General features: G+C 60.9%; 12 protein-coding genes and 1 pseudogene. 8 read left to right on the plus strand and 5 right to left on the minus strand.

The window, feature by feature from the left end; genetic code table 11:
- Positions 1-13: 13 nt before the first annotated feature.
- Together AC13QO_RS27545 and AC13QO_RS27550 are read left to right on the plus strand one after the other, a co-directional pair.
- Positions 14-655 carry a carbonic anhydrase gene (locus AC13QO_RS27545; RefSeq protein WP_085779885.1) on the plus strand — a complete coding sequence of 214 codons (642 nt, stop codon included), beginning with the start codon at positions 14-16 and terminating at the stop codon, positions 653-655.
- A 91-nt stretch (positions 656-746) separates the two neighbouring features.
- Positions 747-2366 (plus strand): GGDEF domain-containing protein, encoded by a 1620-nt coding sequence (locus tag AC13QO_RS27550; protein WP_488542485.1) that lies wholly within the window; start codon positions 747-749, stop codon positions 2364-2366.
- A 49-nt stretch (positions 2367-2415) separates the two neighbouring features.
- On the opposite strand, the gene AC13QO_RS27555 is transcribed toward AC13QO_RS27550, so the two are convergent.
- The 3 genes from AC13QO_RS27555 to AC13QO_RS27565 all read right to left on the minus strand — a co-directional run bounded on the left by AC13QO_RS27555 (position 2416) and on the right by AC13QO_RS27565 (position 4762).
- The gene (locus AC13QO_RS27555; RefSeq protein WP_285193265.1) at positions 2416-3240 is read right to left on the minus strand and encodes a lytic murein transglycosylase; all 825 of its coding nucleotides are present in this window, start codon (positions 3238-3240) and stop codon (positions 2416-2418) included.
- Positions 3241-3410: 170 nt separating this feature from the next.
- Positions 3411-4445 (minus strand): aspartate-semialdehyde dehydrogenase, encoded by a 1035-nt coding sequence (locus AC13QO_RS27560; RefSeq protein ID WP_020922622.1) that lies wholly within the window; start codon positions 4443-4445, stop codon positions 3411-3413.
- Positions 4446-4555: 110 nt separating this feature from the next.
- Positions 4556-4762 carry a hypothetical protein gene (locus AC13QO_RS27565; RefSeq protein WP_085779883.1) on the minus strand — a complete coding sequence of 69 codons (207 nt, stop codon included), beginning with the start codon at positions 4760-4762 and terminating at the stop codon, positions 4556-4558.
- 91 nt (positions 4763-4853) lie between these two features.
- On the opposite strand from AC13QO_RS27565, the gene AC13QO_RS27570 reads away from it, so the two are divergent.
- From AC13QO_RS27570 to AC13QO_RS27590, 5 genes and pseudogenes are all read left to right on the plus strand, one after another.
- Positions 4854-6608, plus strand: coding sequence for an alkaline phosphatase (locus tag AC13QO_RS27570; protein ID WP_285193264.1), 1755 nt, complete (start codon positions 4854-4856; stop codon positions 6606-6608).
- Positions 6609-6806: 198 nt separating this feature from the next.
- On the plus strand, positions 6807-7268 hold the full coding sequence (locus AC13QO_RS27575) for a hypothetical protein (protein ID WP_488542486.1): 462 nt from the start codon (positions 6807-6809) through the stop codon (positions 7266-7268).
- A 6-nt stretch (positions 7269-7274) separates the two neighbouring features.
- A complete protein-coding gene (locus AC13QO_RS27580; protein WP_488542487.1) occupies positions 7275-7967 on the plus strand; it encodes an ABC transporter ATP-binding protein in 693 nt (230 codons plus the stop codon).
- Positions 7964-9236 (plus strand): annotated as a pseudogene (locus AC13QO_RS27585) (ABC transporter permease). Before AC13QO_RS27580 ends, AC13QO_RS27585 begins: the two are co-directional and overlap by 4 nt.
- 237 nt (positions 9237-9473) lie before the next feature.
- Positions 9474-11360, plus strand: a complete 1887-nt coding sequence (locus tag AC13QO_RS27590; RefSeq protein ID WP_097598307.1) for an MFS transporter — start codon at positions 9474-9476, stop codon at positions 11358-11360.
- Positions 11361-11402: 42 nt separating this feature from the next.
- Here AC13QO_RS27590 and lpxE read toward each other — a convergent pair whose 3' ends face one another.
- Positions 11403-12155: a lipid A 1-phosphatase LpxE gene (lpxE, locus tag AC13QO_RS27595; RefSeq protein ID WP_488542488.1), complete on the minus strand. Its 753-nt coding sequence runs from the start codon at positions 12153-12155 to the stop codon at positions 11403-11405.
- A gap of 258 nt (positions 12156-12413) precedes the next feature.
- Positions 12414-13526, minus strand: coding sequence for a 3-isopropylmalate dehydrogenase (gene leuB / locus AC13QO_RS27600; RefSeq protein ID WP_488542489.1), 1113 nt, complete (start codon positions 13524-13526; stop codon positions 12414-12416).
- 245 nt (positions 13527-13771) lie between these two features.
- On the opposite strand from leuB, the gene AC13QO_RS27605 reads away from it, so the two are divergent.
- Positions 13772-14704 carry a pyridoxal-phosphate dependent enzyme gene (locus tag AC13QO_RS27605; RefSeq protein WP_488542490.1) on the plus strand — a complete coding sequence of 311 codons (933 nt, stop codon included), beginning with the start codon at positions 13772-13774 and terminating at the stop codon, positions 14702-14704.
- Positions 14705-14900 lie beyond the last annotated feature (196 nt).

Genomic DNA, 14900 nt, shown 5'->3' on the forward strand with positions numbered 1-14900 from the left:
CTAATCCAGAGGCATGCAGCGTTTTCCAAACACCCTTCTGAACGGTTATCGCAACTTTATGAACGGGCGTTATGCCGACGCCCGCGACAGGTATCGGCAACTGGCCGAAAACGGCCAGAGTCCGAGTACGCTTGTCATTGCCTGTTCGGACTCTCGTGCGGCTCCCGAGCTGATCTTCGATGCCGGCCCGGGCGAGCTTTTCGTCATCCGCAACGTTGCCAATATGGTGCCGCCCTACGAGCCGGACGGCCATTTCCATTCGACATCGGCCGCTCTTGAATTTGCCGTGCAGGCGCTGAAGGTTTCGGACATCGTCGTGATGGGCCATGGCCGTTGCGGCGGGATTCGGGCGGCACTCGATCCGAATGCCGAGCCACTATCGCCCGGCGATTTCATCGGCCGGTGGATGTCGCTGGTCAGACCCGCAGCCGAGCAGATCCAGAGCAATGACGTGATGACCGCGGCCGAGCGGCAAACTGCGCTCGAGCGTGTCTCCATCCGCAACTCAATCGACAATCTCAGAAGCTTTCCCAATATAAAGGCGCTGGAAGAAGCCGGGAATCTTCATCTTCACGGCGCTTGGTTCGACATCTCGACAGGTGAGCTCTGGGTGATGGACGCGGACACGCGTGACTTCATTCGTCCCGAGATCTAGGGACCAGCGGGTTTATCAGTTTTTTAAGGATTGCTGTTAAACTTGCATCAATTGGTTGCGCGACCGGCATTTGATCACGTGGCGATTGGCGATGAAGTTCGAAACCATCAAAAAGGTTATGCTGGCCGCCATTCTGCTGCCCTTCGCCTTCATGCTGATTGAAGGCGCCTTCGTTCTCCGAACTTCCATCCAGCATTACAGGGATCTTGAGAAAGACCGGCAGTTCGCCGATGTGCTGGCGCGTGGCGGGTCGATCGCGGCGACTGAAATCCTCAGTGAAATCGATGCCACTCGCCGCTATCTCGCGCATCCCAGCAGCGAGACTGCAGTCGACATGCAGCGAAGCCGACTGACGCTCGATCGCGAACGCCGCGCCTTCCAGGCCAGCCTGCCGCCCCGCGATACGCTCGATCAGGGACTTGCAGCTGAATTGTCGGCTCTCAGCCTTGCCTACAGCCGCATCGTCGCGGCGCGGAGCGCTGTCGACCAGGGCCGTTATTCAGGCAGCAATCCCGGCTCCGTCTACTGGTATGCGGCTCTGAAGCAGCTTGCGGTCGTCGACGCACTTTCACCACTGATCAGCGACCCGGTGCTGCTTGAGAAATCCAACCAGCTGATGGGCATCCTGCTGAGCTACTACGGCGAAAGGCTGATCACCGGGATCGGCACCCGTTACCTCAATCAAGACGTTTCCGCCAGATTTCCGATTGAACTCTTCATTCAGGGCAAGACCATGCTCGGTGCCGGCATGGATCACATGGTCTTCCATTCCACCGCGCCGATCGTGCGTGACATCGTTGCCTATCTCGGTCGCAGCGATCAGGTGAAGGCGGATGCGATCACCGACGCCATTCTCGCCGGGGCGCGGCCATCGCGCGCAATGGGCGACGCCTGGGCGGCCACACAGCGCGAACGCATGGTTTTCCTCCAGCAAAAGATGGTGGAGGCCGCGAGTGATATTCACGAGACCGGTGAACAGTTTTCGACGCTCTCGCACATACACCTGACGCGGATACTGGCGCTATGTGCGGGCCTGTTGATTCTCGCAACGCTGGTGATGTTGCTGGCGGCAAGAGGCCTTCGGCTGATAGACCGGCTGATCCGCGACCGCGAGACGCTGGTGGGCGAGTTGCGCAACGCTGCTCAAACCGACCTTCTGACGGGACTGTACAACCGGCGTGGCTTCGAGGTCGCCGCCTCGCCGCTCCTCACCCAGGCCGAGCACGGATCACGCTGGATTTCCGTCGTTCTCTTCGATCTCGATCATTTCAAGAAGGTCAACGATGTTCACGGCCATGATGCCGGCGATGCCGTCCTTCGGCACGTCGCGAGCGTCGCGCGTCAGAATTTCCGTTCATTCGATCTTCTGGTGCGCCATGGCGGCGAGGAATTCCTGGCACTTTTGCCGGATTCGACACCTGATGACGCCGCGATCGTCGCCGAGCGTGTGCGCATGGCGATCGAGGCGGCTGAGGTTCCTTTGCAGAGCGGCGAACTGCTCAGAGTCACGGCGAGCTTCGGATGCGCCGGCCGGGCAAATGACGCCGCCAACCGGAACTTCGAGGAGCTGGTCAAACGCGCCGATCTGGCGCTTTACGCCGCCAAGGCTTCGGGCCGCAATTGCGTGGTGTCGGGGCCGGTTGTGCCGACTCCTCCGCAAGAGGAGCGACGCAAGACGGCATCGAGCGGCGGTTTTGATTCCCGCATATGAAAAACGCCGCATTCGCAGCGGCGTTTTCAGATTCATTGTCGATGAACGCTTATCTGCCGCCGTCGATCTGCTGGCCGATATAGGCGATCGCCTGCTGATAGACGCTGGCGGCGTTCCAGCCCTGGATCGCAGCGAAATTCGGCTCTCCCGGCTGATAGCCGGCGCCGGCACGCCAGCCGTGGCCCTTGAGGAAATTTGCGGTCGAGGCCAGCGCATCAGCGCGAGAGCCGACCATGTCGACCCGGCCGTCGCCGTCGCCGTCGGCGCCAAAGCGCACGACGTTGCGCGGCAGAAACTGCGTCTGGCCGATTTCACCATGGGCGGCACCCTTGGCCTGCGGGCTCAGATAACCCTCGGAGACGAGCTGGAGTGCTGCATAGAGCTGGTCGGTGAAATATTCCGAACGACGGCAGTCATAAGCAAGGGTCGACACAGCCGATAGCGTATGCTGGTTGCCCATATAGCTGCCAAAACCGGTCTCCATGCCCCAGATTGCGATCAGCGGACCGGCGGGAACGCCGAAGCGACGTTCGATCGAGGCAAAAAGGGCCTGGTTGGCCGCTTTCATCGAACGGCCGCGGGAAATGACGGCGGCACCGCCGCGCTTCTGCATGAAGGCGTCGAAGGAGAGTTTGAAGCTTTTCTGGCCGCGATCGGCGGCGATCGTCGGCTTGTTGTAGTTGACGTTAGCGAAGGCACGGCTGAGCACGGATTGGCTGACGCCATTAGCCGCTGCCGTCTGCTTGAAATCGGCGACCCAGGCGTCGAAGCCGGCGCTGGTATTGCCACATTGTAGTCCTTGCGCGAACGCCGGTACCGCGTTGAGGACGCCCAGTGCCGCAGCGGCCGCCAGAAACAACTTTGTCATGCGCATTGAGAAACCCCGCTCTCGATCTGCATAGTTTTTAAGCGGGCAAGAGAATGCCAGCCACTCGCGATTTTGTCACGATCATCGTTTAGCGAGCGCTTATACAGTCGTATTTGCCCCGGAAAAAGCCCCGCTGAACGAGCAGGGCTTTAACATCTTATGGTTTACAAATGGTATCAGGCTGCCTGCTTGCGCGGCTTGACCAGGCCGCGATTGACGAGCAGCTCGGCGATTTGGATGGCGTTCAGCGCCGCGCCCTTGCGCAGGTTGTCGGAGACCACCCACATATTGAGGCCGTTTTCAACAGTCGCGTCCTCGCGGATGCGTGAGATATAGGTTGCATCCTCGCCGGCGGATTCATAAGGCGTGATGTAGCCGCCGTTCTCGCGCTTGTCGATGACGAGGCAGCCCGGGGCATCGCGCAGGATGTCGCGGGCCTGGTCGGCGGTGATCTCGTTCTCGAACTCGATGTTTACGGATTCCGAATGGCCGATGAAGACGGGCACACGCACTGCCGTGCAGGTCACCTTGATCTTCGGATCGAGCATCTTCTTCGTCTCGGCCAGCACCTTCCATTCTTCCTTGGTGTAGCCGTCTTCCATGAAGCTATCGATGTGGGGAATGACGTTGAAGGCGATGCGCTTGGTGAACTTTTTGTTCTCGATCGGATCGGCAACGAAGACGGCGCGCGTCTGATTGAAGAGCTCGTCCATGCCGTCCTTGCCGGCGCCGGAGACCGACTGATAAGTGGAGACGACGACGCGCTTGATCTTGGCGAAGTCGTGCAGCGGCTTCAGCGCCACCACCAGCTGCGCAGTCGAGCAGTTCGGATTGGCAATGATGTTGCGCTTGGTGAACTGCGTGACGGCGTCCGGGTTCACTTCCGGCACGATCAACGGCACGTCGGCGTCATAGCGCCACGCCGAGGAATTGTCGATGACCACGCAACCCTGCTGGCCGATCTTGGGGGAGAACTTCTTGGAGACCTCGCCGCCGGCCGACATCAGGCAGATGTCGGTATCGGAGAAATCGTAATTCTCCAGATTGGAAACCTTCAGCGTCCGGTCGCCGTAGGACACTTCGGTGCCCTGCGAACGCGCCGACGCGAGCGCCACGACCTCATCGGCGGGGAAGCCGCGTTCGGAGAGGATGTTGAGCATCTCCCGGCCGACATTTCCGGTCGCTCCCGCAACTGCTACTTTGAAACCCATTTCTCAAGCTCTCTTTCTCTTCTCTCCTCTGTCCGGTGAGGGGAAAGGCGCGAATAATCGCGTCTTCCTGTCCCCAGCCGAGCCGGGGAGAGAGCGGCAGGCCAGAGACGTCAGACGGTTTTCGTCGTCGTTTTGGCCTTGGTTTTGGAAGAAACCGGAACGGCAATATCCACCCCGGCAACCCGTGCCCGGTCATTGCATGCGGCAATGGCGTGTTCGTCGCGAACCATGGAGATTCCTTTTCCGCTGTTGCTCTTAGAAGGTTTTCCACAGGAGTCAAGGTTTTTGCGCTCGGAGGCGGAGGGCGAAAGCGGCAGCCGTCATGGTGCGACGTTGTCATGCCGCTGTCATCCTCGGGAGGTATCCCGGCCCGGTTGTCAATGTCTGCAACGAAAACGGGGGTTTTCCATGCGTACGCTTCTTGCCGCCTTTACGGCCACCACCATCCTTGCGGGCGCCGCCCAGGCGACGACGGTCTATCCGCTCGATCGCGCCACGATTCTTGCCGGTTCGCCGTTCGATTTCAAGGTCGAGATCAACAAGCAGGTCAAGCCGGAAGATGTGAAGATCACGGTCAACGGTCAGGATTACAAGACGGTTCTCGGGGGCGAAGCGCAGTTCATCGAGCTGGAAAAAGGCAAGGAAGACAAGGCACTCGGTTCCGCTCTTCTGCTCCGCGGCCTGAAGATCTCCGCACCCGGCGCCTACAAGATCGAGGTCTCCGCCGGCGATGAGACGAAGTCGGTCACCTGGGACGTTTATGAAACAGCCGCTCAGCCGAAGGCCAAGAACATCATCTTCCTGCTCGGCGACGGCCTTTCCGTTGCGCATCGCACCGCCGCCCGTATCATGTCCAAGGGCATGACCGAGGGCAAAGCGAACGGCCGCCTGAACATGGACGATCTCGATCATATGGCCTTCATCGGTACGTCAGCGACGAATGCCGTCGCCACGGATTCGGCCAACACCATGTCGGCCTTCATGACGGGGCACAAGACGGCCGTCAACGCGCTCGGCGTCTATGCGGACCGGACGCCGGCTCCGCTCGATGACCCGCGCGTCGAAACCTTTGGCGAGGCTGTTCGCCGCACGACGAAGAAGTCGATCGGCATTGTCGCGACGTCCGAAATCGAGGATGCGACGCCAGCTGCGGTCGTTTCCCATACCCGCAGCCGCAGCGAAAAGGCCGACATCGTCGGCATGCTGCTCGAAGTGAAGCCGGAAGTCATCCTTGGCGGCGGCTCGGCCTATTTCCTCGGCAAGGAAGTCGCCGGTTCCAAGCGCAAGGACAATCAGGATTACATCAAGCTGTTCCAGGACGCCGGCTACAAGCTCGCAATCGACAAGAACGAGCTCGCCGCCAATGCATCGGCTGACGGCAAGCTGCTCGGCCTCTTCCACACCGGTAATATGGACGTGACGCTCGATCGCGAGTTCCTGAAGAAGGGCACCGTCGACAAGTTCCCGAACCAGCCGGGTCTCGTTGAGATGACCAAGGTTGCGCTCGACCGCCTCTCGAAGAATGCTGACGGCTTCTTTCTGATGGTCGAAGGCTCCTCGATCGACAAGATGTCCCATCCGCTGGATTGGGATCGTGCGGTTATCGACACTATCGAATTCGACAAGGCGATCGGCGTTGCCCGCGAATTCCAGAAGGCCCATCCGGACACTCTGATCGTCGTCACCGGCGACCACACGCATGGCGTATCGATCATCGGCACCGTCGACGACGAGAAGCCCGGCACGGAGATGCGCGAAAAGGTCGGCACCTACGCCGAAGCCGGCTTCCCGAACTACAAGGATGAAAATGGCGACGGTTATCCCGACCAGGTCGACGTCAGCCGCCGCCTGTTCCTCAGTGCCAACAACGGCCCCGATCATTATGAGACCTTCCGTCCGAAGCTCGATGGTCCTTTCGTTCCGGCCGTCCAGAACGAGAAGAAGGAATATGTCGCCAACGAACAGTATAAGGATGTTCCCGGCGCCGTCTTCGTACAGGGCAATCTTCCGAAGAGCAGCGAGAGCGGCGTTCACGCCGTCGACGATGTCGTGCTGCAGTCGGCCGGTCCTGGTGCCGAAGGCTTCCATGGTTACATGGAACAGAGCGACGTCTATCGCGTGCTCGCCGACACCTTCGCTCTCGGCGCCAAGCAGACGAATTGATCGAAAGTCGATCTTGCAGGGCCGCTTGCCGGCCTTGCCTCTTTTGTCGATCATGGTCCCGGCCGATTACAGCGCCGCGCGTCTTCCAGACGCGCAAAAGGACGCTGTAACACTTTGAAGCTGGCATCGTGCTTTCCGAAAATCGTTTCGATTTTCGGGCCGATGCCAGAGGCCGGGATCTACTTCTTGGAGGTCGCCATGGACATATTCTCTTCGCTGCATCTCAGCCGCCGCCGGCTGATCGGCGCTGCCATTGCGTTTCCCTTTGCTGCTTGTGCTGCGCGCGCGGCCGGCGGTTCGCTTTCGTTCGACGAGCTCTATGGCAAGTTCGGCGTGCTCGGTCTTGAATTCTCGGACAAGGTGAAGCGCCTTGCCGGGCAGGAAATCAACATGAAGGGTTTCATGGCGCCGCCACTGAAGGCAGAGGCGCAGTTCTTCGTACTCACCGAAGTGCCGATGTCGCTCTGCCCCTTCTGCTCTTCGGATGCGGACTGGCCCGACAATATCGTCGTGGTTTATCTCTCGGAAAAGCAGACCTTCGTGCAGCCGCGCCAGACAATCGAAGTGCGCGGCACGCTGGAATACGGCTCCTGGACCGATCCGGAAACCGGCTTCGTCAGCCTATTGCGGATCCGCCAAGCCGAATATTTTGCTGTTTAAACCGACATGCTCGCACTCGATATCGAAAACCTTGATGTCACCTTTCCCGGCCTCAGCTCGCCCGCGCTGGCAATCGGCCGCCTGTCGATCGAGGCCGGCAGCAGGGTCGCCATCACGGGAGCATCAGGCTCCGGCAAGAGCACCTTCGTCAATGTCGTCACCGGTCTTGAGCGGACGCGGCAGGGCCATATCCGCTGGAACGGTGAGGATATCGCCGCTTTTTCGGAAAGCCGGCGAGACCGGTTCCGCGCCGTCAATATCGGCCTGGTCATGCAGGAATTCCACCTTTTCCCCGGCCTGTCGGCACTCGAAAACGTGCTTCTGCCTGCCCGGCTTGCCGGCGCCGCGACGGCCGCCGTCATCGAGCGGGCGCATGTGCTTTTGAACACGGTCAACCTGTCCCGGCCCGGCCAGAAGATTGAGACCATGTCGCGCGGCGAGATGCAGCGCGTGGCGATCGCCCGCGCGCTGTTGCGCAAGCCTGGTGTCATCATTGCCGATGAGCCGACCGCGAGCCTTGACGCCGAAAGCGGTGAGGCCGTCGGCGATCTCCTCCTCGATCTTGCCAATGCGGAAGGCAGCACGCTGATCGTCGTTTCCCATGACCAGCGGCTCGCCGGCCGTCTCGACCGGCGTATCACGCTCAGTTCCGGCCGGATCAGCGAGGATTCCATTGCCGCTGCGGGGGAGGCTGCATGATCCGCTTCATTTGTGCCGATCTTCGCCGCCTGTGGGCGGGATCGCTGGTTGTCGTGCTCCTGGTGGCGCTTGCGACCGCGCTCGGCGTCTCTGTGGTGCTGCAGGAGCGGGCGCTTCGCCTCGGCAGCGCGCGCGCCGCCGATAAGTTCGACCTCGTCATCGGCGCCGGCGGCAGCGAGACACAGCTCGTGCTCTCCTCCGTCTTCCTGCAGCCCTCGCCCCTGCCGCTGATGCCGGGCGAGGTGCTGGCAAAACTTGCCGCCGACCCCGGGGTCGACTGGGCGGCGCCGATCGGCTTTGGCGATTTCTTCTCCAGCTACCCGATCGTCGGTACCACAACAAAGATGTCGAACAAGCTGTCCGGCGATCTTGCCGAAGGCAAGGCTTTCACCCACGAAGGAGAGGCAGTGATCGGCTCCGCGGTCAGGCTTTCGCTCGGCGATGAAATCAAGCCGATGCACGGTTCGGCGGAAGAAGGGGGCGAGACCCACACCGAACTCGCTTATCATGTCGTCGGTCGCCTGCGGCCGACGGATACTGCCTGGGACCGGGCGATTCTCGTTCCTATTCAGGCCGTCTGGCACATTCACGGGCTGGAGGCGGAGGAGCATGCGGGAGACGCCGAAGAGGACGGACACGATCATGATCATGCGGGCGCCGATCGTGACGCGCACGATCATCATGGAAAGCTCGATCCGGAAGCCGTGCTGAAGGAGACCTGGGCCACAGATGCTCCAGGCCTTCCGGCCATCCTCGTCAAGCCGAAAACGATCGCCGATGCCTATAAGCTTCGACGGGATAATCGCAACGGCAATACGATCGCCGTCTTCCCCGGCGAGGTGCTGACAAATCTTTACGCCACGCTGGGCGACGCCAAGCAGATCCTTCGTTGTGGTCGCTTCCGGCGCACAGGCTCTTGTCGCGGCCTCACTGGTCCTGGTCACGGTCATTCATATCGGCCAGCGCCGCCGCCAGATCGGCGCGCTCAGAGCCTTCGGCGCCCCGCGCGGCGCGATCTTCGGCATCGTCTTCCTGGAATTCTTCTTTCTGGTGGCAGTCGGCATAGCACTTGGATTTGCGCTCGGTTTCGCCGCGGCGCTGACCTTGTCCGGCATGCTCTCGCAGACCAGCGGCATCGCCATGCCGGTTGGCTTCGCCCGGGAAGATGCCGAGCTTACGGGGGTGTTGCTCGCCTTTGCCGGTATTCTCGCCGCATTGCCGGCGGTGCTTGCCTACCGGCAATCGCCGGCGCAGGCGCTGAGGGCGTAGCAGGTCCCTTCGCAAACCGGCTGAACCGTCCCGCCGCCAATGTCATCACCGGTGCGGAGCAACGCTCCGATGCGAGTGACGGAACGCGACTTCGTTAGACTAAAGTCATAATCCCAAAGCATCTCTCTTTGCGGCCTGTCTTTTCTGGCACACTCTCGTCAGGCGTGTCGCGGCCCGGGGTATGCTTTGAGGAGAGTCGGCCGCGCCCGTTGCTCATCACTCTGTGGAGGACAGACAATGGCAAATGTCACAAGCATCGACGGCGCGAAGGCCGGTCCGATGACAGGCGAGGAGAAGAAGGTCATCTTCGCCTCTTCGCTCGGCACCGTTTTCGAATGGTATGATTTCTATCTTTACGGTTCGCTCGCTACCTATATCGGTGCGACCTACTTCACCCAATATCCCGAGGCGACGCGCAATATCTTTACGCTGCTCGCCTTTGCCGCCGGCTTCCTGGTGCGTCCGTTCGGCGCGCTGGTTTTCGGCCGTCTCGGTGATCTCGTCGGCCGAAAATACACCTTCCTGGTGACGATCCTGATCATGGGTATGTCGACCTTCCTCGTCGGTATCCTGCCGGGTGCGGCCAGCATCGGCATCGCAGCCCCGATCATTCTTATCGGTCTTCGCCTGCTCCAGGGTCTGGCGCTCGGCGGTGAATATGGTGGTGCTGCAACCTATGTCGCCGAACATGCGCCGAACGGACGGCGCGGCTACTTCACCTCATGGATCCAGACGACGGCGACGCTCGGCCTGTTCCTGTCGCTGATCGTCATCATCCTGGTCCAGTCGCTGATGGGTCCGGTTCAATTCGCAGCCTGGGGCTGGCGCATTCCGTTCCTGGTCTCGGTCGTGCTGCTCGGCATTTCCGTCTGGATCCGTCTGAAGATGAATGAATCGCCGGCGTTCCAGCGCATGAAGGCAGAAGGCAAGGGCTCCAAAGCGCCGCTGACCGAAGCCTTCGGGCAATGGAAGAATGCCAAGATCGCGCTCATCGCCCTTCTCGGCGCCACCATGGGCCAGGCAGTTGTCTGGTACGGTGGCCAGTTCTATGCGCTGTTCTTCTTGCAGAACGTGCTGAAGGTCGATCTGTTTTCGGCCAATGTCATGGTCGCTATTGCGCTCTTCCTCGGCACGCCATTCTTCGTCATTTTCGGCGGTCTTTCCGACAAGATCGGCCGCAAGCCGATCATCATGGCAGGCCTCCTACTTGCAGCAGTGACCTATCAGCCGCTGTTCAAGGCAATGACCTGGATGGCGAATCCCGCGCTGGCCGAAGCGCAGGCGTCGATCCGCGCAACGGTCACGGCCGATCCGGCGGATTGCAAATTCCAGTTCAACCCGACGGGTACGTCGAAATTCACCAGCTCATGCGACGTGGCGACAGCATTTCTGACGAAGAACTCGGTGCCATATGACGTGGTGCCGGGTCCCGCCGGACAACCGGCGACGGTGAAGGTCGGCAACGGTACGATTACCAGCTTCGACGTCGTTGCTGCCGGCGACAAGGCGAAGGGCATGACCGCCGCCTTCGAAAAAGGCGTCAACATTGCGCTCCATGATGCCGGCTATCCGCTGAAGCGGGCCGCCGCCAAGGTGCCGGATAGCAAGCTCGACGCCTTCATCGCCGCCAATCCTGAACTGGCGCTCACTGCCGATGCGGTGCGCGCCGGCGACAAGGAAACCATGCCGGCAGCCAAGCTGGTCGAAGGCAAGCTGCTGACGGCGGACGAGGCCAATGGCGTCACCGACATGGCGGTCTACAACATCGCCAATGGCGGCAGCTATGCCATGGTTGCCGATCCGACCCGCGTCAACTGGGTCGGCACGATCGCCATCCTCTTCGTCCTCGTCATCTATGTGACGATGGTCTATGGCCCGATCGCGGCCCTTCTGGTCGAACTCTTCCCGACCCGCATCCGCTACACCGGCATGTCGCTGCCCTATCATATCGGCAACGGCTGGTTCGGCGGCCTGCTGCCAGCGACGGCCTTCGCGATGAGCGCTGCCGCGGGTGATATCTATTACGGTCTCTGGTACCCGATCGTCTTTGCGGCGATCACGCTGGTGATCGGCCTGATCTTCCTGCCGGAAACGAAGAACAGGGATATCCACGCCATGGATTGATGACGCGTCCGCGTCTGACATGCTCGAAAAACAGCCCGGCGCTCACAAGGCGCCGGGCTTTTTCGCGTCGGGGAACAGGCGCTTGGCGAGCGGCCAGCCGTCCGGCGCCAGTTTGAAGAGCAGGCCACAACGGGCATAGACGATCGCCGTCAGCAGTGAGAACCAGCCGCCGAAAGCAAGACCGGCGATAACGTCGCTCGGATAGTGCGCACCAACCATGACGCGCGTCATGGCAAGCCAGATGGCGAAGGCGATGAAGAGAATGCGGTAACGCGGAAACAGAAGCGCAAAAGCGGCAAAGAAGGCGCCGACCGTGGTGGAATGGCCGGAGGGAAAACTTTCGAAAGCGGCATGACCTGAAAAAGGCGTGAAAGAAAACATGCCGTAATCGTGGAAGTGGTCGGGACGCGCCCTTCCAATCGCCCGTTTCAGGAGGTTGGCGAGAAGCCCGGAGCAGACGACCGTAGTGAAAAGGTAGGCGCCGATCCAGCTGACATAAAGCGCCTGTGCCCTGGAGCGCGCCGCCTTCAACAGCTTGTAGCCTGCCCTGCCCTGAAAGAAGAGCAGGATGCTGGTGTAGATCAGCCAGGCGGAATCACCGAAACCGGTCAGAAGCTCGCCAATTTGCTTCACCGGCGCGGGAGGCTTGCTCGCGCCAATCGGGGCATCGAAGAGCAACATGGAAAGGATGACGGCGTTGATCGAGATGAAGAGACAAGCCTGCCAGCGCAAAGGCGGCAGCGCAGCGTCGCTCCGGCGCCAGCGCCTGTCCAGGGAAGCCCAAAATGCCCGCATGCCGTCGTCCGTTCGAATTAGCCTTCGAGCGCCGCGCGTGCGGCAGGCGCTCTTTCACTTTGAACTGGCGCATAGACCGGAAATCGTTTCCAACTTCCAAAATATGCGGAGGTGAAATCCGGCGCAAAAATACACGAGATTGTGGCCGAGGATAGTCCGTTTCGGTTAATTCGATCGAGTCCGGCGGGTTTTGTCTATCTCTGAAAAGCCCCCCGCATGCGTGATGCGAAGGGCGGGAACTGTTTCACGTGAAATATATCAGGCCGAAAGCGCCTTGAATTCCGCGAGGATTGCATCGCCCATCTCGACCGTGCCGACCTGCCGGCAGCCGTCGGCCATGATGTCGCCGGTGCGGATGCCCTTGTCGAGCACGTTGGCGATCGCCTTTTCCAGGTCATCGGCTTCCTTGACCATATTGAAGGAATAACGCAGGCACATGGCGAAGGAGGCGATCATGGCAATCGGGTTGGCAATGCCCTTGCCGGCGATGTCGGGGGCCGAGCCGTGCACCGGTTCATAGAGCGCCTTGCGCTTGCCGGTCTTACCATCCGGCGCGCCGAGCGAGGCCGAGGGCAGCATGCCGAGGGAACCGGTCAGCATGGCGGCGACGTCTGAAAGCATGTCGCCGAAGAGATTGTCGGTGACGATGACGTCGAACTGCTTGGGCTGACGCACCAGCTGCATGCCGCCGGCATCGGCCAGCATATGTTCGAGCTCGACGTCGGAATATTTCGCCTTATGCGTTTCGGTCACCACCTGGTTCCAGAGCACGCCCGACTTCATGACGTTGCGCTTTTCCATGGAGCAGACGCGGTTCTGCCTTGTGCGGGCCATTTCGAAGGCGACGCCGGCGATGCGCTCGATCTCGTAGGTATCGTAGACCTGCGTGTCGATGCCACGCTTCTGGCCGTTGCCGAGGTCGATGATCTCCTTCGGTTCGCCGAAATAGACGCCGCCCGTCAGCTCGCGGATGATCAGGATGTCGAGGCCTTCGACCAGTTCCGGCTTCAGCGACGAGGCCGAGGCAAGCGCCGGATAGCAGATGGCGGGACGCAGGTTGGCGAAGAGCTGCAGGTCCTTGCGCAGGCGGAGTAGGCCTGCTTCCGGGCGCACTTCGTAAGGTACGCTATCCCATTTGGGACCACCGACCGCGCCGAAGAGAACGGCGTCGGCGGCAAGCGCCTTCTGCATGTCGGCTTCCGAGATCGCCGCGCCATGGGCATCGTAAGCGCAACCGCCGACAAGGCCTTCGTCGGTTACGAAACTGGCATTCATCGCCTCGTTCATATAGGCGATAATCTTGCGGACCTCGCCCATCGCCTCGGGACCGATGCCGTCACCCGGCAGCAGGAAAAGATTGCGCGCAGTCATGAAGCCCTCCTGGAAAAACAAGTTGCGGCTTCTTAGACCCCGGAAATAGGCATTTCAAGCGAGAGAAGGGTTGAATCGGTACGCTTCAATCTCTGCGTCGGCCCGATTTTTCGGCCGATTCAGAGATTGAAAGCATAACAGCGTCCCTTGCCCGTCTGAAAGCGCGGGCCTATAGGTCAGGAAGGTTGCTCCTGTGCCGGCAAACGGATTAGAACCGTCGTCTCACTTATTTCTTGGATGTTTGCATGGCTTCAGCACCCCTCCATCTCGACACGCCCCTGGTTCGGACATCCCCCGGCTATAGCGCCAGCGGCAAACCGCTCTGGCTGAAGCTCGATGCGCTGCAGCCTTCCGGCAGCTTCAAGCTGCGCGGCGTCGGCCGGCTGTGCCAGCAGGAGGTGAAAGATGGTGCGCGCGAGATCTTCTGCGCCTCCGGCGGCAATGCCGGCATTGCCGCGGCCTATGCCGGCCGGGCGCTCGGCGTGCCGGTTACGATCGTCGTGCCGGAGACGACGGCGGCCGATGTTCGGCAGTCGATTGCCGCAATCGGCGCGAGTGTCCTCGTCCACGGAGGCGTTTTCGACGAAGCCAATGCCCACGCGGTCGAACTCGCCCGCAGCCGCAAGGCGACCTATGTGCACCCTTTTGACCATCCGCTTCTGTGGGATGGTCATGCCACGCTGATCGATGAGGTCGTTGCGAAGGGTGCGACATTCGATTGCGTCGTCACCAGCGTCGGCGGCGGTGGGCTGCTGGCCGGCATTGTCGAAGGGCTGAAGCGGAACGGCCTTTCCGGTGTCCCCGTCATCGCAGTTGAAACCGAAGGGGCGGCGTCATTTCACGCAAGCCTCAAGGCAAACGAGCGCGTTACCCTTCCCGCCATCACCTCGATTGCCACGTCGCTCGGTGCACGGCAGGTGGCGCAGCATGTCTTCGATCTACCGAAGCAGCATCCGATCGAAAGCGTTGTCGTCAGCGATAGCGATGCCGTCGCCGCCTGCCTGAAATTTGCCGATGCGCATCGCATCCTCGTTGAGCCGGCCTGCGGTGCCGCCCTTGCCATTGCCGATGTGCATGCCGGGCTGCTTCAGCGCTTTGACAATCCGCTGATCGAAGTCTGCGGCGGCATCGGCGTGTCGCTCGAAAAGCTGAGGCTTTGGAAGGAGAAGTTTCTCTGAGCTGTGGCCTCTCGATTCCCTCTTCTCCCCTCGGGGAGCAGGTGCCCGTAGGGCGGATGAGGGGGCCGGCGGAACCGGCCTTTCCATAGCGCTCATGCCGGTTTCAGCCGTATTGGCTTATCTCTGCAATATCTAGAGGCAAGGCGCTGCCGTCAGACGTGGCAGATAGGTTCTGACGGGAGGGGTGATGCCGTGT

This window comes from Rhizobium sp. CNPSo 3670 (genome assembly GCF_057784555.1).